The organism is Agarivorans sp., assembly GCF_050295395.1.
Lineage (GTDB): Bacteria > Pseudomonadota > Gammaproteobacteria > Enterobacterales > Celerinatantimonadaceae > Agarivorans.
This window is the reverse complement of record NZ_JBNKPP010000092.1, coordinates 40,521-65,884: the sequence shown is the minus strand read 5'-3', so window position 1 is coordinate 65,884 and position 25,364 is coordinate 40,521. Positions and strand designations below refer to the sequence as shown.

The window sequence follows — 25,364 nt, the reverse complement described above, 5'->3', positions numbered from 1 at the left end:
GATGAATACCATTTTGCTTATCTCTGCTGGTGTGCTCAGCCTGATCGTTTTATCGGGGCTGTTGTCTTGGACTCTCGGTCGGCATCGACTAAAGCAGCGTTATGCAGGCTTACAAACCTTAAAACAACTGAAAAACCTAATTGTTTCTTTACAAAAACACCGTGGACTAAGCTCGGCCATGCTCAATGGTGACAAACAACAAGCCAAGGCACTTCAGCAACAACAGCAGGATATTAAAGACTACAGTCAGCAGCTAGCAAACGAGGCCTTTGTTAGTGCTCAATCGCGCTGGGATAGCTTCGTTCAGCACTGGGCAAAGCTGCAACACAGCTGGAAAGACAACAACTTGGAAAACAACATTGCTCAGCACAGCCTGATGATTAAGAACTTACTGTTTTTGTCTCAAGATCTAGCCGAATACTACAGCCTGTCGTCGCTTAGCAAGCAATATAAAAATATCGACTTCTTATGGTATGAATTGCTGGAAACCGCCGAGTCCATTGGCCAGGTACGCGCCTTAGGTAGTGGACTAGCTGCCGCGCAGCATAGCACCAGTGTGGAGCGTATACGCTTAGCTTTTTTGCATAACAAAATTGGTCAAATAGATGCACAATCGCTGAATCATTTTGCTCATAGTTTCATTCCTGAAACACCCGCTTACCAAGGTTTACTTGAAGAACTCCTCATCACCATAGAGCAAGAGCTGATTAACAAGCCCCAGCCAACGATTCCGGTAAATGAATATTTTCAACAGGCCACTAAGGTATTAGAAGGGCTCTACCAGCTATTTGATGCCGGCATCGCCCATTTGGAGGCGCAACAAAACGCTAAGAACTAAGCTGGCAGCGAAGTTGCCACAAAGCCTGCGCGCTGTTTTGGTACTTGCGCTCAAAGGCCGTAATTGGCTGCTCGGTTTGGTAGGCATTCAGCTGACTTTGAAAGCCCGCTAGCTGCAGAGCAACTTGAAATTCTTCTAAGTAAGTTTGCCAATTGCTTCGTAACTCTAATTGGCCACCCAGTTTAAGAATAAACGGAAATACCGCGCTACCGTGCCAACGACGCTGCAAATGGCGAGACTTTGGCCAAGGGTTAGGATAAAGAATATAGTGATGGCTTAGCTGCCAGCCAGCTTCCACCGCTAAACGCCAAAAGTCATTTAAGTCAACTTGCAGCAACAGGTAGTTTTGCCCTAACTGGTCAAAGTGTGCCTGATGTTTGGTTAAACGATGGGCCGACTTATCCGTGCCCACCACCAAGGCATCGGGATGCAATTGCGCTAACGCAGCCGTGCTTAGACCAGTGCCGCAACAGGAATCAAATATCAATGGACGATTAGCCGCTTCAACTTGCTTTTCCAGTTTCAAAAACGCGTCCAGCGTATGCTGTTGATAAGGCTTTTGAAAGGGCTGAGCTAAATGGCGTAATACCACCTTATCTAGGTTTTCATGCAGCCCCACTTGATTGGAGCTAACACTACGAGAGTTACCTTCCATTATGCTCTTAATCCGTAACCACGTTTAATCAATATATAGGCCCAAGTATACAACACCACAATGGAACCAATAATCATGCTAAAAGACAGCCACAAAGAGACGTCGGTGATCCCCAAAAAGCCAAAACGGAAAGCGTTCACCATATAAACGATTGGGTTGATCTGTGACACACCTTGCCAAAAACCAGGCAGCAAACTGATCGAATAAAATACCCCGCCCAAATAGGTTAAGGGCGTAAGAATAAAGGTGGGAATAATACTGATATCATCGAAACTATTCGCATAAATGGCGTTAATTAGACCACCTAGAGCAAACAGTATCGAGGTTAATATCACCGTAAGCACAATGGCGCTCACACTATGCAGCTGCAGTGGCACAAAAAACAGTGATACCGCAGTAACAATGCTACCTACACACAAACCACGGGCGACACCGCCACCCACAAAGCCCCAAATAATGATGTAGTTAGGTACTGGCGCCACTAGCAGTTCTTCGATGTTACGTTGGAACTTACAACTATAAAATGATGAAGCCACATTAGAATAGGAATTAGTAATGATAGACATCATAATCAAACCTGGAACAATGAATTCCATGTAACTATAACCGCCCATTTGGCCAATCCGTGAGCCAATCAAATTACCAAAAATAACAAAATATAAACTCATGGTAATGGCAGGTGGCACTAAGGTTTGCACCCAGATACGGCCAAAGCGAATGATTTCTTTAGTTAGAATACTTTTTAACGCGGTGCCATATAAAGCGAACTTCATGCTTGTCTCCCTTGCGCCACTAAACTCACAAACAGCTCTTCTAAGCGGTTGGCCTTATTGCGCATACTTTGCACCTCAATGCCCACTTCATCTAAAGCGCGAAACACCGCATTTAAACCTTGGCTCTTTTCTACATCCACTTCCAAAGTATGCTCATCCACTCGGCGACTCTCAAAGCCAGTCAAAGTAAAATTAGCCGGTAACTGTTCAATATCGAAAATAAAAGTCTCTAGATTAAGTTTCGATAATAAATGCTTCATCGAGGTATGCTCGACCAACTCACCCTTGTCAATAATGCCGATATTGCGGCATAGCATTTCCGCTTCTTCAAGATAGTGGGTGGTAAGAATAATGGTAATACCCTGAGCGTTTAACTGTTTGAGAAACAGCCACATAGAACGGCGTAACTCAATATCAACACCGGCGGTAGGCTCATCCAGAATCAGCAGTTTAGGCTCATGCATCAAGGCTCGAGCAATCATCAGGCGGCGCTTCATGCCTCCCGACAGCTCACGTGCCCGGGCATTTCGTTTTTGCCAAAGATCTAACTGAGATAAGTACTTCTCGGCTCGCTGAATGGCTAGTGCACGCGGCACGCCGTAGTAGCCTGCCTGATTAACGACAATTTGCAGCACTGTTTCAAACTGGTTGAAGTTAAATTCTTGAGGAACCAAACCAACGTAAGACTTGGCTTCTTCTAACTCAGTATCAATATCATGGCCAAAAATTTTCACCGTTCCGGCCGACTTATTGACTAACGAGGTAATCACCCCGATAGAAGTCGACTTGCCTGCACCATTAGGCCCAAGAAGAGCAAAAAAGTCGCCTTGTTCTACCACCAAGTCGAAACCTTTAACCGCCTGCACCCCACCGGGGTAAGTCTTTTTCAAACCCTGAATTGCTAACGCTTGCATAATGACAACTTAAATTGAAAAATAAAAAAAGGCCCCTTGGGGCCTGATGAAGAACCACTAGTCTAGCGGTATCACTTTCCCTACATAAGGTAGATTGCGATAGTATTGGTCAAAATCAAGTCCATAACCGATAACAAATTCATCGGGGATGGTAAAGCCAACCCAATCTACCGGCACATCAACCTCACGACGCGAAGGTTTATCCAGTAACGTGCAAATACTTACACTATGTGGCTCACGCAATGCCAGCATGTCACGCACCTTGCTCAAGGTATTGCCGGTATCAATAATGTCTTCCACGATAATCACATCGCAGTCTTTGATATCATCATCTAAATCTTTTAATACACGAACATCACGGGTACTCACCATGCTACTGCCGTAGCTCGATACCGTCATAAAATCTAAAGTGAGTTTACGGTCAATCTGACGAGCCAAGTCAGACAAAAAGATACATGAACCGCGTAATAGGCCGATGAGCACCAGTTTACGGTCAGAGGAGAATTTCGAGTTGATTTCTTTCCCTATTGCTGCGACACGTTGAGCAATTTCCTGCTCACTGATCATTTCTTCTACGCGATGTTTCATAATACGAACCTATTAACTGGCTGAATACTCAGCAAAAACTTATCTAACACAAATATAAGCAGAATAAAAAAAACACAATAAATATCAAAAAATTAACAACCAAACCTGTAGTTACTTATATCAATAACTATTAATTAGCTTATAAATACACTATGCTTTAGTCGAAGGTATTCAAATTTTAGCGGCTCTCTTAAACTGAGCGGCACATTTTAGATGATTTTTGTCCAAAATGGTAAACAAGAAATACCTCATAAAAAAATGAATAACAAACGCGAGAACAAACTATGCAAACTAGCACTCTAAGACGCCGTACTCGGCTGTCGCCGGAAGTCCGCCGTAAACAACTCATGCAATGTGCCATTGAAATCTTTGCTCGCCGAGGTATTGGTCGTGCCGGTCACGCCGAAATCGCTGAATTAGCAAATGTTTCTGTAGCCACGGTATTTAACTACTTTAATACCCGCGAAGACCTTGTTGACGCTGTTTTATCAGAAGTTGAGCAAACCATGTTGGGCTTGGTTGGACAAACCTATCCTAGCGATGAAAACGCTCTAACTGCTGTACAGCAGCATTTATCAGGTTTAGTTGAGTTGGCCTATAGTAACTCTGATGTCATTCACATCTGGTTAGAATGGAGCTCTTCGGTTCGCGAAGACGTATGGCCACGTTTTAGCGCAGTAATGGCTAAAATTAACCAACAAATTGGCGACAGCATTCAAGCTGGATTCGACAATAAAGAAATCACTAGTGCACTTAACGCTCTTCAAGCTGCTCAAGCGATTAACGCCGGTTTGTACCTAGCGGTACAAATGATTAATCGACCAGACAGCCCTGAGCGTCAAGAAGTAGTAGACTTCTTGAATGACTTCGTGTTGTCACTATTACGACCACCCGGTCAGTAATCAGTAAACAGGGCCCCCAAAGGGCCCTTTTTTGTCAGCGCATCTTTTTTAAGGCTGCAGCAAAGCCTTCAACTTAGCGTGTATTCCCTCAAATCCACCATTGCTCATGATCAGAAGCTGATCGCCGCCGGTCATAGTGTTTGCTACCATCTGCACCATTTCATCGACATTACTCATCACTTGAGCCTGGGCGAGTTGTGCCGCAGTATTGGCTATGTACTGATTCTTGGGATCGGGCTGATAGAGTAAAACCATATCCGCTTCCTGAAGGCTTTCTGCCAAATGTTGCTGGTGCACGCCCATTCTCATGGTATTTGAACGAGCCTCCAAAATGGCAATAATGCGCTTTGAACCCACTTGGGCACGTAGCCCGGCTAAAGTGCTACGAATAGCGCTAGGATGATGAGCAAAATCATCGAACAGCCTTATTCCATCACGTTCAGCCAATAGCTCCAAACGCCGTTTAGGTGGCTTAAATTTCGCTAGACTGCTTATCGCCAAACTAGGCAATACCCCCACATGCCTCGCGGCAGCAATTGCCATTAGCGCATTTTCGGCATTATGCTGACCGATTAGCGACCAATTGAGGACGCCCTGCTCGACCCCATCTAATAAAATCTTCAAACGACTAAAGTCACTAGCCAAGGCTTGCCATTGCCAGTTCTTCCCTTCCCCCGTCTGCTCTAATTCCGACCAGCAACCTTGATTAAGCACCTGCTGAATCGCTGGGCTATCGCTAGGTGTGATCACCCGACCAGTGCTAGGAACAATGCGCAGTAAATGGTGAAACTGTTTTTCAATCGCGGCTAAATTATCGAAGATATCGGCATGATCAAACTCCAAATTATTAATCACTAAAGTCCGCGGCTGATAATGTACAAACTTAGACCGCTTATCAAAAAACGCGCTATCATATTCATCGGCTTCCACCACAAAAAATGGACTGCCGCCTAGGCGAGCCGAACCGGAAAAATTACGCGGAACACCACCAATCAAAAAGCCCGGTTGCATACCGTTATCTTCTAAAATCCAAGCTAACATGCTGGCGGTAGTCGTTTTACCATGAGTGCCCGCTACCGCCAGAACCCAGCGCTCGGCCAATATATAATTTTTTAACCACTCCGGCCCAGAGCAATATTTGAGCCCCTTATCTAAAACATATTCAACACAGGGATTACCGCGGCTCATGGCATTTCCTACCACCACTAAATCGGGTGCAGGTTGCAATTGCGAGGGGTCGTAACCTTGGATCAGTTCAATACCTAAAGATTCGAGCTGAGTGCTCATTGGCGGGTAAACGTTTAAATCACTACCTGTCACCCGCAAGCCCGACTCCTTGGCTAACATAGCCAAGCCGCCCATGAAGGTGCCACAAATACCTAAAATATGAATATGCATAAAATACTGAGTGTTAGAGACCAAAAACCAACGTTTAGAATAGCACTTATTGATGAACAGTTTTGCTGCTCGTCGCAATTTATCAGTGAAGATTATTGCGGAGGAATTTCAATATATAACTGTTGCTGTTGATAGCGGTAAGGGCGATACCAAGTTAATCCACACTGATAATCACCTTGCGGGCTAAAAATGCAGCCTAAGGGAAGTGTACTTAACCAGCGCAATTGGGCTTGATTGCGCAACCGTTGTTGCCAAATGTGTTGCTGCAACAATTCTTGTTTTAAAGCAAAAATATCTACTTTATTTTCATCAGAGCTCTTCTGCACAATAATCTGCCCCGCACTGGCTACCGCCAAGGGCAGAGCGAAGCAGAACAGAAGGTAAATGAGTCGACGCCACATAAGTTTTTCATCTACAATTGAGTTCTTTAAAGTTTAGGTTATTACCCATGATTAAGCATCTTGTTATTGCCCTTTTCTCTGCGCTATTAATCGCCTGTAGCCAAAATCCTGAAACCATGTTGCGAGCTGACGGACTGTGCCAAGAACCTCGTCCTGAGGTTTGCACTATGCAGTATGACCCAGTTTGCGCCGAGGTTGCCGGAGAATTAGTTGAGTACGGTAACGCCTGTTCTGCCTGTGGCGATCCAGCGGTCAGCTCTTACCAAATCGGCGCCTGCCCAGAATAACACTGGATTAACAACAAAGACGAAAACTTAACAAAACAGCCAATCGGTGCTATTTAGTTAATAGATAGCCAATAAGCACTGAGAGGCTTTTATGTTAAGAATGGTTGCGTTTTACCTGCTAACTATTAGTGCTTGTGCATCGGCGACTCAACTCGAAAGAATAGTGCCAAATCAAGCCGCAATGAGTGCAGAATGGCACTGGCAGACACCTCAGGGAAAATATCAACAGCTCATCCTCCAATTTTCTGAACAACAGCTGGCCCAGTCTAAAGTAGAAACCTTTCGGCTCAACTACAGCCTCAGCTATCCCTCTCAAGCCATTAGTGCTTACTTAAGTCCGCGGCTGCGACACGCAGTAAACATGATCAACCAATACATCGATGAACCTGAACAGCGGGTAGATGACATACTTAAAGCCTTAAGTAGCCAAAATGATAGCCCTTCTTCTCAGTTGCTCTGGGAAGCCTATCAACAATACACCCGTGACGCTTTTCGTCACTTGAGCTTACTACCCTGTATTCACCCTAGAGGTGCTCAGTACCCTTGCGTACGCCCCAACTATTCACAGCTTTTCTACCGTAATCGACAACGGATTAACGACCTTGGTGAGTTCTTTAAACAACAAGATATCAACCTAGCTTTAGCCGAAGTACAAGCTTGGCTACTTACCATTCCGCAGAAGCAAGAAAACAATATTGGCTTTAGCTCGCCCATAGACGTATTAACCGACAACCTCGCAGACAGCGACGAGCGAGCCCTATTACTGGCCATCGTATTCAGCAAAATAGCCCCCGAGCACCCATTGTATATGGTTTACCCCGCCAGCAGTGTAGGCAGCGCTTCGCCAGCTTGGCTTACGGTTGATGCCAGCAGTGGCATAGAAGGGCCCACGGTGATGATCGACAACCGCGCCCATACTTTAGTCTCTGGCTCTGTGGAGTTAATAAAAGAGATGTTGCTCGCAGATGTACAAATGATTAGCGACGCGCTCTATTAACAATTGTTTAAAATTTGTTATAAATGTTTCACACAGGTCTGACCTGAGTAACGACGCCACAAAAGGAAGCCAATGTGAAACATTTATTCATTTTACTTAGTTTTTTGCCAGCCTGGGCGATGGCCCTAACTATACAACCCGGCCAGCCCTTGCCTCAGGTTGAAATTCGCCAAGCTGGAGAGTTAGAACTCAACAATAACGAGATCACTTACCAGCCTTGGAGTAGCCAAGAGCTGAGCGGTAAGGTGAGGCTAATCCATGCGATAGCAGGTAGAAGCAGCGCCAAAAAGCTCAATGCCCCAATGATAGAAGCGGTAAAGCAGGCTAAGTTCGCCGAACAATCCTATCAAACCGTTACCGTGGTCAATTTAAACGATGCCATGTTTGGCACATCTGGTTTGGTGAAAAGCAAGTTAAAGAAAAATAAACAACAATTTCCTCACGCTAGCTTTGTTTTAGATGAAGCAGGGGCGCTATTTGAGCAATGGCAGCTTAAAAGCAAATCGTCAGCAATCATCTTAGTTGATGCCAAAGGAAAGGTGATTTTTGCCAAAGAAGGGGAATTGCAGGCAGACGAGATAAAGCAGGTGCTTGCATTAATTAAAGAAAATATCTAAACAAACAGGCGTAAGCGATTACGCCTACTCAAACATAAGCATTAAAATCAGCAAAGTTAGCACATATGCGCTTATCAATACCGCCAATATTTTATGTTGTCTGGTCCACAAGCTAAGATTTTTTAACACTGCGACCTCCCAATAAACCAATTAACCTAAATTTAACACTTTTAACAACGATTGCAAACTTGCTTTATTGTTGAATTCTCAGTAAAACATGGCTAGTGAGGAGCCCCCGATGTCAAACAAGCCATTTATTGAAAATAAGACCAGCCAAGTGGAAAACGGTAAGTTGCAGTTAGCCAAATTAGCCAAGCAGAGAGGCTTAGATGCAAGGCTACAACCCACTAAGCCCACATCAACTTGGTCTCAGCGAGCACAAGCTCGCGCAATTGTAGAAAAAGCCACTCAACAAAAAAATCTAGAGGATATTTTTTACTACGCCTCACAAAAAACCAGCGAGCAAGATGTGGGCAGCGAGCCGGACGCAGACTGGATGAGCGAGTTTTTGCAGCTGGCTTGTCAAACCCAAGTTAAAACCATGCAAATGCTTTGGGCCGATATTCTGAGTCAAGAACTGGCCACCCATGGGAGCTTTTCGGTTAAAGCATTACGCAGCCTAACCCTGATGACCCAACGTGAGGCCACTTGGTTTCAACAAGCTTGTCAATTAAGCTCCATTCTTGGCGGCGAACAGAACCACAAGCTGATTACAGGCGTGCTTCGTCCTGCTAGTAATTTGGGGCTGGTCAGAGCCCGCTGGGACAAAATTAGCTTAGGGCAGCACCGCATGCCCTACAACCACATTCTGCAATTGATTGAGTTGGGTTTAATATTTGACAGAGAATTAGAAATCAGCCCTTCGCCCCATCATGATACCAGCCTTATTCATGGTCAAAGCCATTACAGCCTACGACCACGTTTTAAGGGCTGTAAGTTGCTGTACTACCGTTTCACACCAACAGGTGACGAGTTAGCTAAGCTAATTGAACCAGCGGTGCTAGAGTCTTATCAAGAGCATCTAGAGCAACTGCTGCACAAGCACTTTTCGCCGCAATAAAAAACGCGGCACTTAGCCGCGTTTTTCTAAACATAACAAGCTTAAATACCGCTACCGGCGACTTCTTCGTGTAAGCCACATTCACGCTTCAAACCAAAGAAACGGGTATCTTCTTCGCTCATTCCGGCTTGCAAAGGTTGCGATGTTTGTACGTCTCCTACAGAGACATAGCCTTGTTCCCACAGCGGGTGATATGGCAGGTTATGCTCTTTAAGGTAGTAATGAACGTCTTTATTGCTCCAATCAATAATCGGTAACACTTTAAAGGCACCATTTTGCACTTGTAATACCGGTAGCTCAGAGCGAGTAGAAGACTGACTGCGGCGCAAACCCGAAAACCAAGTCTGCACTTCTAGCTCTTTAAAGGCGCGCTGCATCGGCTCAACCTTGTTAAGCGTATTGTATTGCTTAAGCCCTTCTACCCCTTGCTCCCACAGCTTCCCAAAACGCGCTTCTTGCCATGCATTCGACAACTTCGACTGATACACCTTCAAATTTAAACCCAGGCGCGCCGTCAATTCGTCGATGAAACGGTAGGTTTCTGGAAATAAATAACCGGTATCGGTCAATATCACTGGAATATCCGGTTTAATTTGGGTCAGCATGTGCAAACTCACCGCAGCTTGAATACCAAAGCTAGAAGTTAATACCACTTGCTGGGGTAAATGGGCTAAAGCCCATTCTGCTCGCTGCTGGGCACTCAAGCTTTCAAGCTCTTGGTTCACCTCAGCTAACTCAGCTAACCTTGCTTCTACTGGCAAGGCGGCTAACTGTTCTAAATCAAAGCTAATCATGAAAATCCCTAGCGCTTACTTTCACTTCAGCGACAATACCGACACGAATGACAAAATCACCAAATGCCTCATCTTGTTCACGCTCTTTAGACCAGCGCGCAATTAAGCCATCTAGCTCTGATAAAATCTGTTGTTCACTAATCCCTTCTAGATAAAGCTTAGGGATACGTGTTCCACTTTGATTACCACCAAGGTAGAGGTTGTATTTACCTGGACCTTTCCCCACCAAACCTGCCTCAGCCAACATCGCGCGGCCACAGCCATTAGGACAACCGGTAACACGCAAGATGATATGCTGTTCACTCATCTCATGCTTGGCTAGTAGTTGCTCTACCTCTGTCACTAGGCCCGGTAAGTAGCGCTCGGCCTCAGCCATCGCTAATGGACAAGTTGGAAAAGCCACACAAGCCATCGAGTTTAAACGCTGCGGGCTATGGCTATCATCAATTAAGCCATGTTCGCGAGCTAGCTGCTCAATTTTGGCTTTATCTTTCGCAGCCACACCCGCCACTATCAAGTTTTGGTTGGCTGTCATGCGAAAATCACCTTGATGAATTTCGGCAATTTTAGCCACCCCAGTTTTTAGCGCTTTACCAGGGTAATCTAATAAACGACCATTTTCGATGAACAAAGTTAAGTGATACTTACCGTCGATGCCTTCAACCCAGCCAATGCGGTCACCGCGAGAAGTAAACTCGTAGGCCCGACTCGGCTCAAAGCTAATGCCGGCACGTTTTTCCACTTCTTGCTTAAAAGTATCGATGCCAACCCGATCCAAGGTGTACTTAGTTTTGGCATTTTTACGGTTGACTCGGTTACCCCAATCACGTTGGGTAGTGACTACCGCTGCAGCCACATCTAAGGTTTTTTCAACTGGAATAAAACCAAAGTCGTCGGCGCGACGAGGATAGGTTGACTTGTCACCGTGAGTCATGGCTAAACCACCACCTACCAGCACGTTAAAGCCAACTAATTTGCCTTCCTCAGCAATCGCCACGAAGTTAAGATCGTTAGCGTGCACATCTATATCGTTGTGCGGAGGGATCACTACCGTGGTTTTAAACTTACGAGGTAGATAGTTGGAACCTAGAATAGGCTCTTCATCGCCGCCTTCAATTTTTTCACCGTCTAACCAAATCTCGGCATAAGCGCGAGTCTTAGGTAATAGATGCTCACTGATCTTAGTCGCCCATTGGTAAGCTTCCTGATGTAACTCAGATTCAACAGGGTTACTGGTACACAGTACATTACGGTTCACATCACCCGCAGTGGCAATCGAGTCTATGCCAATGCTGTTCAGCGTTTGGTGCATTAACTTGATATTGGGCTTTAATACACCGTGAAACTGAAAGGTTTGACGGGTGGTTAAGCGAATACTGCCGTACATAGTATGTTCGGCGGCAAACTTATCAATCGCTAGCCATTGCTTGGGCTGAATAATCCCACCAGGCATCCGCGCACGTAACATCACGTTATGTAAGGGCTCCAACTTTTGCTTGGCCCGCTCGGCGCGAATATCGCGGTCATCTTGTTGATACATGCCGTGAAAACGGATCAACTGGAAGTTATCAGCGCTAAAGCCACCGGTAATACGGTCTTTTAAATCTTCCTCAATAGTACCTCGTAGGAAGTTACTTTCTCGCTTTAGGCGTTCATTATCTGACAACTGGCCTTCAACAATTAACTTAGAACTCATTAGTAAACATCCTTCTGGTAACGCTTAGCACTGCGTAACTGTTTTAAATACTCTTCTGCTTGATCGGGGCTTTGTTTGCCCTGTTCAACGATGATTTCAATCAAGGCCTGATGCACATCTTTGGCCATGCGATTAGCGTCACCACATATGTATAGGTGTGCCCCTTCTTCCAACCATTGGTAGACTTCAGCCGCATTTTCTTTGAGGCGATCTTGTACATAGATCTTTTCGGCTTGATCGCGAGAAAACGCCACATCCAATTTGGTTAATAAGCCCGACTTCAAGTAGCCTTGCCACTCAGTTTGGTAAAGGAAATCTTGGGTGAAGGTTTGATCACCGAAGAATAACCAGTTTTTACCTTCTGCATCACTGGCATCACGCTGCTGCATGAAGGCACGGAACGGCGCAATACCGGTGCCTGGGCCAATCATAATCACAGGCGTATCAGGATTGCTCGGTAGACGGAAGTTATCGTTATGCTCAACGAAGACTTTCACGCTAGCACCTTCTTCAGCGCGAGCGCCCAAGAAACCAGACGCGCCGCCTAAGCGCTGCTCGTCACCTTGTTGGTAACGCACCACGCCCACCGTTAAATGCACTTCCTCTTCAACTTCAGCCTGAGCAGATGCAATTGAATACAAGCGCGGAGTCAGCTTGCGCAGAGCGTCCACAAAATCTTGCGCCGCCACCTTAGCTTTTTTCTCTAGCAAAACATCGATAACCTGATGGTTGGCTGCGTATTCTCTGAGTTTATCTTTATCGGCCACTATCGCCTGCAGCTTTTTGCTGCCTGACCACTGCGCCCAAGCTTGTACGAAGCTGGCACTGCTTTGAGTAAGCTCAAGCTTTTCAACCAAGGCGTCTAACAAACTCAGTGGCTGCTCATCAACCAGTACTGACTCATCTTCAGACAAACCAAGGCGAGCAATAATTTGGCTGGCTAGCTCACGGTCATTTTCAAACCAAACCCCTAAAGCATCACCGGCTTGGTATTGAATACCTGAATCACCCAAGTCAATTTCAACATGACGAACATCTTTCGCCGAATCACGACCAGTAATCTTCTGGCTAACACTCAAAGATGCTGCATAAGGGTTCTTTTTATTGTATTGGCTGCTAGCTGTGCCTGCTAAAGGTAGACTTACCACCGATGCACTGGGCGCACTGGCTAAGGTTTGCTGAATTTCGCTTAATGCTTTGTCTGTCCAGTCCGCTGCGGCTTTATCATAGTCCACATCACAGTCAATCCGCTCGCACACTCGCTGAGCACCCAACTCAGCCAAGCGCTGGTCAAAATCTTTACCGGTTTGACAAAAAAACTCATAGCTAGAATCACCCAAGGCCAACACGCTGTAGTGAAGCTTATCGAGTTTAGGAGCCTTCTTCGAAAACAAAAATTCATGGAACTCAATAGCGTCATCGGGCGGCTCACCCTCACCATTAGTACTGGCGACGATCAATAAGTGAGTTTCATTTTTCAAGCTCTTGGCTTTGTAATCGGCAACATTGACTAGCTCGGCGTTAATATCCTTAGCCACTGCCGCACTATGCAATTCTTCAGCAACACCTTTGGCATTGCCGGTTTGTGAGGCGTAAACAATGGTTAACTTAGCTGCAGCCTGCGCTTGAGCCTGCGGAGCCTGTAAGCCTGCAGTTTGGCCAATGCCCGCTAGATAACCACTGACCCAAGCAAGTTGAGTAACCGACAGCTCAGCCGTTGCCTGTTGTAACAGTTGTACCTGTTGCTCAGACAGTGGGCTAGCCAATGACGAAAGTTCCTTTAACAGCATTTTATCACACCCTAGATTCGTAATTGCTGCTAGTCTAACCAAGCCCTAGGCCAGACAATAAAGAATAAAACGGGATTCTTTATAACCTTAGGTAATATAAGGAGCTGAGTTCCCTAATAGAAGCCCCAAAACTCGGACTATGTGACTAATCCGCCAGCAATATTTAAGTTTCTCTTATAAGCTGGTTCTATGGATGAAGTTGATTGAATAGCGATGGAACAAGGCCTAAAAAACGATATACCCTTAGGGCACAAGGCTCTACTCGGCCTGTGCTGGTTAGTCCTGATGTTATTGGCAGGAGTCAGTGCTCAATACCAAGCCAAGCTACAACAAAAACAGCGCCTACTTGGCGAGAGCCAACGTTTACAACGCAGCATTCAACATGAATTAGACCGTTTTCGTAATTTTCCTAAGGTACTGGCATTTCAACAACAACTCATCGAACCGCTGCGGCTCAACGCTAGCACTCAGCGCAGCCAACAACTTAATCTATATTTGCAAGAAATCAATCAGCGCCAAGGGAGCGATGTGAGCTACCTACTGGATGTAAACGGCACCACCATTGCCTCCAGTAATTGGCAAAGTCCTCGCTCCTTCGTCGGCAGTAATTACAGCTACCGCCCCTATTTTCAGACCGCCATCCTTGGCAAATATGGCCAATACTTTGCTCTTGGCTCTCGCTCAGGTGTTCGCGGTTATTATTTTTCCGCCCCGGTGCTCTATCAACAAAAAGTGGTCGGTGTGGTGGTGGTGAAAGTAGCCTTAAATATTATTGAAAGAAGCTGGCGCGATCCGCATTTTGAATACCTACTCACCGATAAACATGGGGTGGTATTTTATGCTTCGCAAAACCATTGGTTATACCGCAGCATTCGCCCCATAGCCGACTCGTTACGCCAGCAAATCATTAACTCCCGTCAGTATGGCGAGCATTCGTTGAACAACATGGCTCAGCGCAAAACCAACGATAGCATCATCCTGCCTAACTACAATGGAGAAGCCCAAAGCTATCTCAGCATACATCGAGTATTGCCAACAGCTGGATGGCATTTATATGCCCTATCTCCGCAAAGCGCATATAGCAGTGAAGTTAGTGAAGCCTTATTACTTTGCTCGCTACTCTATTGGGGTTTAGTTTTGCTTTACCTGTATTGGCGACAATTACAAACCAGTCGTCAATTGCAATTACAAGCAAACCAACTACTAGAGGAACGGGTTCAACAACGCACCACCGAATTAACTCGAGCCAATAGGCAACTACAACAAGCCTTAGATAATTATCAACGCACTGCCAAAACCTTAAAGAAAACTGAAGATGAATTAGTTCAAGCCGCTAAGCTAGCTACCTTAGGAGAGCTGTCTGCAGGCATCAACCATGAGCTTAACCAACCTCTAACCGCGCTACGCAACTACGCTGAAAATGCCTTGCGTTTTCAACAAAAGCAACAGCATCAGCAGGTTGGCAATAATCTCCAAGAGATCCTCAAACTCAGTACCATGATGAGTAAGATGATCGCCAAATTTAAAATTTTCTCGCGCAAATCCAGTGGCCAAAGCCAATTGGTTGCCAGCTCCACAGCGATTAACGCCGCTCTATCGATTTTGGCTAATCGCATCGTTGCCAATAATATTAAAATTGAGTTCTCTGGTCAGGACGAGCAGTGGGTGAAGGTTGACCCTATTCACCTAGAGCAGGTGTTAATTAACCTGCTCAACAACGCCATCGACGCCCTAGAACAACAACCGCAGCCGCGTTTGGGGATCAGCCAATTCCAGCAAGATGGCTGGCAATGCATCGCCATTTGGGACAACGGCCCAGAGCTCAGCGAAGAGCAACTACAGCGTATATTTGAACCGTTCTACACCACTAAAAAACAAGGTTTAGGACTAGGAATGGCGATATCAAAACGTTTAATTGAATCCTTTGGTGGTGAAATTACTGTCACTAACAAAGCAGATTTCGGGCCGGAGTTTGTGATCCACTTACCCGACCCGCAACATAAACCCTAAGAGGCCAAGGTGGATAAACAGGTAATTATTATTGATGACGACCCGGATATTTTGCGCTCTTTAAGTCAAACGCTGGAGCTAGAAGGCTACCAGAGTTTAAGTTTTGCTAACGCAGAGTCCGCATTAGCAACACTGCAAGCAGAATGGCCCGGAGTGATTATTTCCGACATTAATATGCCCGGCCTTAGCGGCCTAGAGATGATGCAACAGGCCCATCAAATAGACGCCGACCTGCCGATTATTCTCCTCACCGGTCACGGTGATATATCTATGGCGATTAAAGCCATTCGAGACGGAGCTTATGACTTCTTAGAAAAACCGTTTGCAACTAGCCACTTACTGGATGTATTAAAGCGCGCCTTAGACAAACGCAGCTTAACCCTAGAAAACCGAGAACTCAAAGCCGAACTAGACGCCCAAAGTGGCCCTGGCCCACGGATCCTTGGCTCCACCCCAGTGATAAGCCGACTGCGAAAAATTTTAGGACAAATTAAAGATACCCCTGCCGACGTCCTGATCAACGGCGAGACCGGTACCGGAAAAGAACTGGTTGCCCGTTTCCTACACGATCACAGTATTCGCGCCCAACACCCATTTGTAGCGATTAACTGCGGCGCCATTCCAGAAAACATGATTGAAAGCGAGCTATTTGGTCACGAAGCCGGAGCCTTTACCGGCGCGCAAAAAAAACGTGTAGGCAAAATTGCCTTTGCCCATCGAGGCACACTGTTTCTCGATGAAATTGAAAGCATGCCGATGGCCCTGCAAATCAAATTGTTACGCGTACTCGAAGAGCGCAGCGTTGAGCCACTTGGCAGTAACTTAGCCACACCCTTGGATATTCGCGTGATTGCCGCCACCAAAAGCGACTTAAAACAGCTAGGAGATAACGGCGTCTTTCGCAGCGATCTGTACTATCGGCTCAACGTAGTAGAGGTGCATATTCCTCCGCTACGCGAGCGCCTTGAAGACATTCCCTTATTGCTAAACAACTTTTTACGTGTGGCCGCCGCCCGCTATCAGCTAAATAGCCCAGATATTAGCCCACAGCGTTTGGGCAGCTTAATGAAGCACGACTGGCCAGGTAATGTACGAGAATTACGTAATTTAGCCGAGCGCTGGGTATTAATGGGCGAACATGCCGCCTTTGACGAAGCTGAAAAACCCCAGCAGAACATGAATTTGGCCGAACAACTCTATCGTTTTGAACACACCCTGCTACAAGACGCGCTGCAACGTCATCAAGGCCAGCTAAAAGCAGTACAGCATGAACTACAAATTGGCCGCAAAACGCTCTACGAGAAAATGAAAAAGCACCATTTAGACAAGGGTGACTACAAAACCCAGCACTCAGACTAATGGGTGGCTTCCCCCCCATTTAATTAATTTCCATGGGGGAACATCCCCCCATAAATTGACTTCGCAATCCCAAGCAAAACCACACTCTAAAATTTTATCTAAACATTTCAAAAACTTAAAAACACCTTCTTAAATTGGCACAAGGCTTGCCATAAGTGATAGCGGTAGTACCCAACAAACCCTACACAAGGAAGATAATAATGAAACTATTGGTAAGTACTCTGAGCGCTTTAAGCATTGCATTTTCGAGCATGGTTTATGCCGCCCCCATCGAGCTTAAGTTTTCCCACGTAGTCGCCGAAAATACCCCTAAAGGTCAAATGGCCTTAAAATTTAAACAGCTGGTTGAACAGCGCCTACCTAACCAAGTAGAAGTAAAGGTCTACCCCAACTCGCAGCTGTATGGCGATGGTAAAGAACTTGAAGCCTTACTGTTAGGCGATGTGGAGCTTATTTCTCCTTCGTTATCAAAATTTAAGAAATACACCAAAAAACTCCAAGTATTTGACCTACCGTTTTTATTCAAAGACATGGCAGCGGTTGAACGTTTTCAAGCGAGTCCCGCCGGCCAAGAACTACTGTCATCTTTGGAAAGCAAAGGCTTGGTTGGCCTAGGTTACTTACACAATGGCATGAAGCAACTATCGGCCAACGACCCTCTTTACTCACCAGCGGACGCAAAGGGTAAGAAGTTTCGCATCATGTCATCTGATGTATTAGCCGCCCAATTTGAAGCGGTAGACGCAGTGCCTTTGAAAAAGCCTTTCTCAGAAGTCTTCACTTTATTACAAACCCGTGCCATCGATGGTCAGGAAAACACTTGGTCCAACATTTATTCCAAGAAGTTCTTTGAGGTACAAGCCAACATTACTGAGTCAAACCATGGAGTACTGGACTACTTAATCGTGAGTTCAGCTGAATTTTGGTATGGCTTACCCGATGACCTTCGCACTGAATTGAAAAAAGCGCTAGATGAAGCCGTCGCCTATGGTAATCAGATCGCCGCAGAAAAAGCTGACAACGACAAGGCCAATATCATTGCCTCTAAGCGCTCTCAGGTGATTTCTCTTAGCCCAGAACAACGCCAACAATGGGTTGAAGCCATGAAGCCAGTGTGGCAGCAGTTTGAAAAAGAAATCGGCAAAAACATCATTGATGCCGCAGTAGCTGCCAACCAATAACTAACGATGATGCAGAGCCCCCTCGCTCTGCGCGCTTTTAGCAACCTTTGTTACAGGTTATTTAAGGAAAAATAATGAAGCTGGTGAACTGGTTTAGAAGCATCGAAGAGAATCTTATTGCCTCACTATTGGTGGTAATGACCTTGCTGGTATTTATCGAAGTGGTGATGCGCTTTGTATTTAACTCTGGCCTCCATTGGATCCAAGAAGTCACCCTCTACTGCTCTGCGTGGTTGGTATTACTTGGAGCCAGTTGGGGAGTAAGAGAAGGTGCTCATATTGGTGTCGACGCCTTCGTCAAGCTCCTCCCGCACAAGCAACGAAAGTTGTTAACCCTCGTCGCTTTAGCCTTGTGTCTCTTCTATTGCAGCCTATTCCTGTATGGCTCATGGGTGTACTTGAGCAAGCTACACAGCATTGGCATCGAGATGGAAGATCTGCCGATTGAGAAATGGAAGGCCATGAGCGTGTTATTTATTGGTTTTGTACTGCTAGTTGTCCGTTTCTTGGAGGTGGGCTGGAAAGTAATAACCAACCAACAAGATGGCTTCCATCTGGCCGATGAAGCCAAAGAAAGTATGCAGTTAGCCGACGAATTAAAAAAATCATAAGCATTGCGGCAAGGAACAGAGCATGACTACCTTTACCCTATTTATTCTACTGTTTATTTGTATGATCATCGGCATGCCCATCGCCATCGCGTTAGGTTTCGCCAGCATGACCACTATTTTATTATTTTCCAATGACTCACTTGCCTCAATTGCGCTAAAGCTGTTTGAAGCCACCTCTGAGCACTACACACTACTCGCCATTCCCTTTTTCATTCTGTCTTCGGCCTTTTTATCTACCGGAGGAGTGGCTCGGCGGCTGATCAATTTTGCCATGGACAGCGTAGGCCACATTCGCGGCGGTTTGGCCATGGCCTCAGTGTTAGCTTGTATGTTGTTTGCCGCCGTATCAGGATCTAGCCCTGCCACCGTGGCAGCCATAGGCTCAATAGTTATCGCCGGCATGGTTCGTTCAGGTTATCCTGAATCATTGGCTGCCGGGGTAATCGCTAACGCAGGCACTCTGGGGATCTTAATTCCGCCCTCCATTGTGATGCTGGTTTACGCGGCCGCCACCGAGGTATCAGCCTCGCGTATGTTCATGGCCGGCTTCATTCCCGGCATCATGATGGGCAGTATTTTAATGCTCGCCATTTACGTAGTAGCTAGAATCAAGAACCTTCCCGCTCAGCCCTATCCTGGTTGCCGTCAATGGGGCATTTCCGCCCTCAAGGCGACCGGTGGTCTGATGCTAATAGTCATTGTGTTGGGCTCGATTTATGGCGGTATCGCCAGCCCTACAGAGGCCGCCTCAGTAGCGGCAATCTATGCCTTTTTAGTCTCGGTCTACGGCTATCGTGACATTGGCCCAATTAAGCAGCAAGCATGGCGTAATCAAGGGGAAAGCCTCACTGCAGCCGGCCTGCGCAACCTTGCTTTACTGCCTCTTAGCATCGTTAAATCGATACTGGATAAAGAAGTGCGCCAAGTGGTGAAAGATGCTGCCAAAGTTAGCATCATGCTGTTATTTATTATTGCCAATGCCATGTTATTTGCGCACGTGCTCACCACTGAGCGGATCCCTCACATGATTGCCGAATCCATCGTGGCTCATGGTTTACAACCTTGGGCATTTTTAGTGGTGGTGAATATTTTGCTGCTGATCGCCGGTAATTTTATGGAGCCTTCGGCCATCTTATTAATTATGGCACCTATCTTGTTCCCAATTGCGACTCAGCTGGGCATTGACCCCATCCATTTGGGTATCATCATGGTGGTCAATATGGAAATAGGCATGCTAACGCCGCCGGTGGGCTTAAACCTGTTTGTTACTGCAGGTATTACTGGCAGAAGCATGGGTTGGGTGATTAAGGCTTGTCTACCTTGGTTGAGCTTGCTGTTGTTGTTCTTAATGCTGATTACCTATATTCCGCAGATATCGCTATTTCTACCAGAATATTTCGATCGACTAAACGGCTATTAGCGCTAAGCAGCTAGTGACCACCATTAAACCGCCTAGCCTAATGTTTAATAAGACAAGCTGATCAAGCTTGTCTTACTTTATGGTTATCAATTCTTTGCTGACGACGACGTAAAGCGTCGTTATAACGTCTTTTCGCCAACTCGGTAGTTGGTTTCAACGGCGGTACCGCAATGGAATTCCCCTGTTCATCAACCGCCACCATAGTAAAAAAGCAGGAATGAGTATGGCGAACCACTTGTTCCTTTAGGTTCTTAGCTACCACCTTAATGCCCACTTCCATCGAGGTTCTTCCGGTATAATTGACCGACGCCAAAAAAGTCACAAACTCACCAATTTCAACTGGGTTCTTAAATAACACCTGGTCTACCGATAAGGTTACAGCGTAGTTACCACAGTATTGAATGGCCGTGGTAAAGGCTACTTCATCCAATACTTTTAACATTGCACCACCGTGCATTTTCCCCGAGAAATTAGCCATTTCTGGAGTCACCAAGATATTCATTTCTGTTTGTGATTTGTCCATAACGGTCCTAATCAGTTTTTAATCCGTACTTCTCAAGTAAAGAGTATAGCGTGGGACGAGTAACCCCTAATAAGCCAGCGGTGTTGGAGATGTTGCCATTGCTCAAGGCTAGCGCCTTACTAATCGCTTGTTTCTCAGCCGTTTCGCGCACTTGACGAAGGTTTAAGGCTAGCTTTAACTGTTCTTCATCACCATCAGCCAAAGGCAAGGCTAGATCATCTGCGGTGATTTGCTTGCTATCCGCCATGATCACCGCCGATTTCACTTTATTCTGTAACTCGCGAATGTTGCCCGGCCAACGATGCCGCGTAAGGGCGGCAATGGCATCATCACTGAAATTATTGATGTTACGCTGCATTTGCTTGTTATAGCTTTGCAAGAAAGCGCGAGCTAACAACACCACGTCTTCACCGCGCTCGCGCAGCGGCGGAATATTGATAGTGATTTCACTAATGCGGTAAAACAAATCTTCCCGAAAGGATTTTTGCTCCACCATTTGCTGCAAGTCTTGGTGAGTGGCACAAACAATTTTCACATCCACTGGAATTTCTTTGCGCCCCCCCACTCGCTCAACCACCTTTTCTTGCAAGAAGCGTAAGATTTTCGCTTGCAAGGGATAGGGCATGTCACCAATTTCATCAAGAAATAGAGTGCCGCCGTGGGCACATTCAATTTTACCCTCAGTGGTTTTATGGGCACCCGTAAACGCGCCTTTCTCAAAACCGAAGAGTTCACTTTCAAGCAAGTTCTCAGGGATCGAAGCACAGTTAATTGCGATAAAGGGCTTATCTTTACGAGGACTTTGTTGATGAATAGCCCGAGCCAGCACCTCTTTACCAGTACCACTTTCCCCCAATAGCAAGGTGGTTACTTCGGTAGGGGCGATGCGCTCCACCATGCGACAAACCTTTTGCACCTGTGGAGAGTTGCCTAAAAAGCCGTTGCTATCGAGTGAAGCTCCGCGTAGCGCTTCATTCTCTAGCTCAATACTTGCCACCCAGAAAGCTCTAGAGATAATCACCGACAAAGTATCATCGTCAATCGGCTTATGATAAAAATCATGCGCGCCCATCGCGATAGCTTTGAGCGCATTGTCTTTGTCCTCATTGCCGGTAATCACTATCACTTTCAATTTAGGATTCAATTCCAGCATTTCTTTAAGCGTGGCCAAACCTTCACTGGCATTGGCTTCATCTGGCGGCAAGCCCAAATCTAAAGTCACCACCTTCGGTTCATAGCGGCGCAAAGCAGTAATGGCTTCTTTTCTATCTCCGGCGACTATCACCTCGTAGTCACTGAAACTCCACTTTAATTGCTTTTGAATACCGGGATCATCTTCAACAACCAGTAACGTTTCCATCGTATTATTTCCGTTCGGCTAGGCCCGTTTTTAAGGCTGATTAAATTTTATGAATTGGCAGGTAAAGCTTAAATAAACTACCTTCACCAAGCTTACTTTGCACATGGATATGACCACCCAACTCTTCAACGAAGCGTTTTGCATCGTAAGCACCTACTCCCATACCAGCATTACCTTTGGTGGTATCAAAAGGCTTAAATAGACGGGTATCGATAAATTCGATACTCATCCCTTCACCATGGTCTTCAATCTCAATTAAGCACTGTTGCTCAAACAGGCTGGCTCTTAAGATAACACTGCCATTGTCTTCACTCGCGTCTTGGGCATTTTGTACTAAATGGCTCAGTACATTGATAAAACGTTCTTGGTCGCAAACCAGCTCAAATCCATCGTCCAGGTGATATTCCAACTGTGGCGTGGGTAAACCTATCGAGCGCGATTTAATCACTTGTTGCAGCGCAGGTTTTAAAGAAAAAGGCGCGACCACCGTATCAATTCGTTGTTTTTTACTTAAGTGCCCCACTACCTTAGACAAACGGTTTACCGCCGAATCGACGGTTTCGAAGGCATCTTCAATAAATTCTGGATTGTGTTTATGTTTAATCGCATTTTTCGATAACAGCTGTAATTGCGCCAGCACGTTTTTTAAGTCGTGCACTAAATATGCAGACATACGATTAAAGGTATCGAACTGCTGACTCTCTGCCAAGGCTAAATTTGAGCGATGAAGATTTAAAAACACCGCCAGTTGGCGACTAATCGCTCGCATTAGGTCTCGGTCTTCCCAGTTAACGCTATGAATGGCAGTAGGCGCAGACAATAAAATCAAACCTTTAAACCCAGCATCGGTACTCATGGGTATCACATAACTAAACTTGTTAATATTATTCAGACTATTGGTATGCACCTTAAACGGCAGTGCGCTGCTGTCTTGTTTTAATTCCTCAATGTCAACAATCCATTGATGTTCTATCGCTTGTTGACCAAACAGTTCAAGGCAAAGTAAGGCCTGAGGATCATCGTCACGAATATTGTAGGTATTTTTTACCACCATACGACCGTTTTCGGCCACCGCTAAACAGGCAAACTGACAATCAAAAGGTTGATTAATGGCTTTAAGAGCGATGCTATAGGGAGAACCTTGCTGATTCTCTAACACCGCAGCAAACTTCATCCACTCTTCACGATATTCATACTTATTGGCAAAGAAGTGCTTAGTGATTTGCACTTTTAGCCGTTTGCGTAAGCGCTCAGACAAGAACAAACTCACCAGTATCAGCACACTTAACGCAAAGAAACCACTTTGCGCCATGCTCCCCCAATCGCCGCCAGCATAACGAATGTAATAACCCACTAGCGACATAACCAGCAGATAAGCACCTGCCACCAGCAATAAGGTACTGTGGTAAATCACATCGCGCGATACATAGATTTTTGTCGACCAGCGTTTCACTCGTCGAGCACTTAACAATACTAAAGGTGCCGCTACGATAGCCACAAAACCGCGTAGACTCCAAAAGTCGAAAGAGATACCCGAAGTAATTAAGGCATTGGCATATAGCGAGAAATCAAAGGCAAACACAGCGCCCAAACCTAAACACATCGGCTTGATAGTGTCTCGGGCTGAAGGCTCAATGCGCCGATACAACTGTTCAATCAACCATAAACCAATTACCGCTTGTGCCAATTGAGAAACCAGCCAAAAGAGATTTAAACTAAAACCACTAAAGCCAGCACCCAGTTGTAGAAATGCAATAATCAGTAAGCCAAGTAAGGTGCCTTTTTTACGCCAAGGCCCATCTAACAACTGGCTAAATTCAAATTGTGGGACAATAGTGGCGTAAAGCAACAAAAACCATAAGCCATTACGTAAGGTTTCTACCGCATAAAGAAATACCAGCGGCAAGGCAAACCAAATTTGTAAGGCAGCAGCCAGTGCCCACAACAAAGTAAAGAACACCGCCAAACTTAATGCCTGTCGTTGAAAACCACTTTGTTTAGTCGTTAATAGCAACAGGCTAAATAACAAATACACTGCGGCAGAGGCACTGTAACCCAGAAAACCAACAATCATGCTCAAAAGCTTTGTTCCATTTTTGACTCAGTTGCTAGCGCAGCTGCAAAGCCTGCACCTAGCTGTTATCACCCATCTCGACAATCTCTTTGCGTTTCTTTTCAATCATTTTATCTAGATAGCGAATAATTTTAATCTTACGCAATACCACTTCTTCTAGATAACCCGAGACATCGAGTAACGCGGCCTTGATATGACTGTCACTCATCATTGATGAGCCACTTGGCAGGGCATCATATTGACGTCCCAACACGGCATCTAAGTCACTCACTCCTTGCTGCTCAGGCGTTCCCTGCAGTGAACCAGAAAGCTCTCCGCCCATTTCCTCAATAACCGCAGTCACATCTGCTTGAGTAATGGTGTGCAAGTCCTCCAAGAAAGCGTACAAAAACAAGCGGTCAGCAAAAATATTAATCTTACGAGGGATGCCTTTGGTGAAATCGGCGATTTGTTCAAAAATATCATCTTCTAGCTTAGGGTTGTCTTGCCAGCCCACCTGCTTTAGACGATGGATAATATAGCCTTGAGTTTGCTCAGCATCAAAAGGCTTAAGGTGACAAGAAGCAATAATTCGCTGCCGAAATTGCTCCATTTCAGGCAACTCAATAATCGGTTTTAACTCTTCTTGGCCTAACAAAAAACTTTGAAATAGCGGCTTATCGTTTAGCTGAAAGTTAGACAACATGCGTAATTCTTCTACCGTTTCGGCAGGCAAGTTTTGCGCTTCATCCACCACCAAGAGGGCGCGTTTCCCCTGCTTGTTTAAAGTTAATAAGTATTGTTCAAAACGCTTTAGGATTTCGGCTTTATTGAGCCCTTCAACATCAATACTAAATTGAGCCGCCACCAGACGAACTAACTCATCAGGGTTCAATTTAGTGGTAGCAATCTGGGCCGCAACGATGGAATCATCAACCGAGGCCAGTAAGCTTCGTGCAATGGTGGTCTTTCCGGTACCTATGGGGCCAGTAACCACAATAAAACCTTCCCCTTGCGATAAACCATAGCGTAAATAGGATACCGCGCGATCATGGTGGGGACTGGCAAAAAAGAATTTAGGATCAGGACTAAGTTTAAATGGCTTATCACTTAGCCCGAAAAAAGACTCATACATAT

Annotated in this window: 24 protein-coding genes; 11 read left to right on the top strand and 13 right to left on the bottom strand. The window is 45.6% G+C overall.

From position 1 onward, the window contains the following. Position 1 precedes the first annotated feature (1 nt). Positions 2-838 carry a nitrate- and nitrite sensing domain-containing protein gene (locus tag ACQY6Q_RS05675; protein WP_427978932.1) on the top strand — a complete coding sequence of 279 codons (837 nt, stop codon included), beginning with the start codon at positions 2-4 and terminating at the stop codon, positions 836-838. Here the strand turns inward: ACQY6Q_RS05675 and trmB are convergent. The 4 genes from trmB to hpt are packed head-to-tail and all read right to left on the bottom strand — an operon-like array spanning position 828 to position 3,768. Continuing rightward, entirely contained in the window at positions 828-1,493 is a 666-nt protein-coding gene (gene trmB / locus ACQY6Q_RS05670) for a tRNA (guanine(46)-N(7))-methyltransferase TrmB (protein ID WP_427978930.1), read from the bottom strand. The genes ACQY6Q_RS05675 and trmB overlap by 11 nt on opposite strands. Then, complete coding sequence (locus tag ACQY6Q_RS05665) at positions 1,493-2,266, bottom strand: ABC transporter permease (protein WP_427978927.1); 774 nt, start codon at positions 2,264-2,266, stop codon at positions 1,493-1,495. Before ACQY6Q_RS05665 ends, trmB begins: the two co-directional genes overlap by 1 nt. Continuing rightward, complete coding sequence (locus ACQY6Q_RS05660; RefSeq protein WP_427978925.1) at positions 2,263-3,180, bottom strand: ABC transporter ATP-binding protein; 918 nt, start codon at positions 3,178-3,180, stop codon at positions 2,263-2,265. Before ACQY6Q_RS05660 ends, ACQY6Q_RS05665 begins: the two co-directional genes overlap by 4 nt. A gap of 57 nt (positions 3,181-3,237) precedes the next feature. Continuing rightward, positions 3,238-3,768 (bottom strand): hypoxanthine phosphoribosyltransferase, encoded by a 531-nt coding sequence (hpt, locus tag ACQY6Q_RS05655; protein WP_427978922.1) that lies wholly within the window; start codon positions 3,766-3,768, stop codon positions 3,238-3,240. Positions 3,769-4,052: 284 nt separating this feature from the next. Between hpt and ACQY6Q_RS05650 the strand changes: the two genes are divergently transcribed. Continuing rightward, complete coding sequence (locus tag ACQY6Q_RS05650; RefSeq protein ID WP_427978919.1) at positions 4,053-4,670, top strand: TetR/AcrR family transcriptional regulator; 618 nt, start codon at positions 4,053-4,055, stop codon at positions 4,668-4,670. A 48-nt stretch (positions 4,671-4,718) separates the two neighbouring features. Here ACQY6Q_RS05650 and mpl read toward each other — a convergent pair whose 3' ends face one another. After that, entirely contained in the window at positions 4,719-6,068 is a 1,350-nt protein-coding gene (mpl, locus tag ACQY6Q_RS05645) for a UDP-N-acetylmuramate:L-alanyl-gamma-D-glutamyl-meso-diaminopimelate ligase (RefSeq protein WP_427978916.1), read from the bottom strand. Between the two features lie 92 nt (positions 6,069-6,160). Beyond that, positions 6,161-6,469 carry a hypothetical protein gene (locus ACQY6Q_RS05640; RefSeq protein ID WP_427978914.1) on the bottom strand — a complete coding sequence of 103 codons (309 nt, stop codon included), beginning with the start codon at positions 6,467-6,469 and terminating at the stop codon, positions 6,161-6,163. A gap of 47 nt (positions 6,470-6,516) precedes the next feature. Between ACQY6Q_RS05640 and ACQY6Q_RS05635 the strand changes: the two genes are divergently transcribed. The 4 genes from ACQY6Q_RS05635 (at position 6,517) to ACQY6Q_RS05620 (ending at position 9,430) form a co-directional block, all read left to right on the top strand. Continuing rightward, positions 6,517-6,756 carry a hypothetical protein gene (locus tag ACQY6Q_RS05635; protein WP_427978912.1) on the top strand — a complete coding sequence of 80 codons (240 nt, stop codon included), beginning with the start codon at positions 6,517-6,519 and terminating at the stop codon, positions 6,754-6,756. Positions 6,757-6,847: 91 nt separating this feature from the next. Continuing rightward, positions 6,848-7,753, top strand: coding sequence for a hypothetical protein (locus ACQY6Q_RS05630; RefSeq protein WP_427978910.1), 906 nt, complete (start codon positions 6,848-6,850; stop codon positions 7,751-7,753). A 74-nt stretch (positions 7,754-7,827) separates the two neighbouring features. Then, positions 7,828-8,370, top strand: a complete 543-nt coding sequence (locus tag ACQY6Q_RS05625; protein WP_427978907.1) for a YtfJ family protein — start codon at positions 7,828-7,830, stop codon at positions 8,368-8,370. Positions 8,371-8,608: 238 nt separating this feature from the next. Then, positions 8,609-9,430 carry a TIGR03899 family protein gene (locus ACQY6Q_RS05620; RefSeq protein ID WP_427978904.1) on the top strand — a complete coding sequence of 274 codons (822 nt, stop codon included), beginning with the start codon at positions 8,609-8,611 and terminating at the stop codon, positions 9,428-9,430. Positions 9,431-9,471: 41 nt separating this feature from the next. Here the strand turns inward: ACQY6Q_RS05620 and ACQY6Q_RS05615 are convergent, their stop codons facing one another. The 3 genes from ACQY6Q_RS05615 to ACQY6Q_RS05605 are packed head-to-tail and all read right to left on the bottom strand — an operon-like array spanning position 9,472 to position 13,710. Then, positions 9,472-10,224, bottom strand: a complete 753-nt coding sequence (locus ACQY6Q_RS05615) for a phosphoadenylyl-sulfate reductase (protein WP_055734096.1) — start codon at positions 10,222-10,224, stop codon at positions 9,472-9,474. Beyond that, complete coding sequence (gene cysI, locus ACQY6Q_RS05610) at positions 10,217-11,920, bottom strand: assimilatory sulfite reductase (NADPH) hemoprotein subunit (protein WP_427978901.1); 1,704 nt, start codon at positions 11,918-11,920, stop codon at positions 10,217-10,219. Before cysI ends, ACQY6Q_RS05615 begins: the two co-directional genes overlap by 8 nt. After that, the gene (locus ACQY6Q_RS05605) at positions 11,920-13,710 is read right to left on the bottom strand and encodes an assimilatory sulfite reductase (NADPH) flavoprotein subunit (protein ID WP_427978898.1); all 1,791 of its coding nucleotides are present in this window, start codon (positions 13,708-13,710) and stop codon (positions 11,920-11,922) included. The genes cysI and ACQY6Q_RS05605 overlap by 1 nt, the downstream gene beginning before the upstream one ends. Before the next feature lie 213 nt (positions 13,711-13,923). On the opposite strand from ACQY6Q_RS05605, the gene ACQY6Q_RS05600 reads away from it, so the two are divergent. The 5 genes from ACQY6Q_RS05600 to ACQY6Q_RS05580 all read left to right on the top strand — a co-directional run bounded on the left by ACQY6Q_RS05600 (position 13,924) and on the right by ACQY6Q_RS05580 (position 20,291). Continuing rightward, complete coding sequence (locus ACQY6Q_RS05600; protein ID WP_427978896.1) at positions 13,924-15,720, top strand: ATP-binding protein; 1,797 nt, start codon at positions 13,924-13,926, stop codon at positions 15,718-15,720. Positions 15,721-15,729: 9 nt separating this feature from the next. Next, complete coding sequence (locus ACQY6Q_RS05595; RefSeq protein WP_427978894.1) at positions 15,730-17,079, top strand: sigma-54-dependent transcriptional regulator; 1,350 nt, start codon at positions 15,730-15,732, stop codon at positions 17,077-17,079. A 200-nt stretch (positions 17,080-17,279) separates the two neighbouring features. Then, entirely contained in the window at positions 17,280-18,260 is a 981-nt protein-coding gene (locus ACQY6Q_RS05590) for a TRAP transporter substrate-binding protein (RefSeq protein WP_427978892.1), read from the top strand. 74 nt (positions 18,261-18,334) lie between these two features. Continuing rightward, entirely contained in the window at positions 18,335-18,871 is a 537-nt protein-coding gene (locus ACQY6Q_RS05585) for a TRAP transporter small permease (protein ID WP_427978889.1), read from the top strand. A gap of 22 nt (positions 18,872-18,893) precedes the next feature. Next, entirely contained in the window at positions 18,894-20,291 is a 1,398-nt protein-coding gene (locus ACQY6Q_RS05580; RefSeq protein WP_427978887.1) for a TRAP transporter large permease, read from the top strand. A 61-nt stretch (positions 20,292-20,352) separates the two neighbouring features. Here ACQY6Q_RS05580 and ACQY6Q_RS05575 read toward each other — a convergent pair whose 3' ends face one another. The 4 genes from ACQY6Q_RS05575 to ACQY6Q_RS05560 are packed head-to-tail and all read right to left on the bottom strand — an operon-like array spanning position 20,353 to position 25,362. Beyond that, a complete protein-coding gene (locus ACQY6Q_RS05575) occupies positions 20,353-20,814 on the bottom strand; it encodes an acyl-CoA thioesterase (RefSeq protein WP_427978885.1) in 462 nt (153 codons plus the stop codon). Between the two features lie 7 nt (positions 20,815-20,821). After that, the gene (gene prsR, locus ACQY6Q_RS05570) at positions 20,822-22,174 is read right to left on the bottom strand and encodes a PEP-CTERM-box response regulator transcription factor (RefSeq protein ID WP_427978882.1); all 1,353 of its coding nucleotides are present in this window, start codon (positions 22,172-22,174) and stop codon (positions 20,822-20,824) included. Positions 22,175-22,214: 40 nt separating this feature from the next. Then, entirely contained in the window at positions 22,215-24,248 is a 2,034-nt protein-coding gene (gene prsK, locus ACQY6Q_RS05565; protein ID WP_427978986.1) for an XrtA/PEP-CTERM system histidine kinase PrsK, read from the bottom strand. Between the two features lie 58 nt (positions 24,249-24,306). Then, the gene (locus ACQY6Q_RS05560; protein ID WP_427978880.1) at positions 24,307-25,362 is read right to left on the bottom strand and encodes an XrtA/PEP-CTERM system-associated ATPase; all 1,056 of its coding nucleotides are present in this window, start codon (positions 25,360-25,362) and stop codon (positions 24,307-24,309) included. Positions 25,363-25,364: the final 2 nt, after the last annotated feature.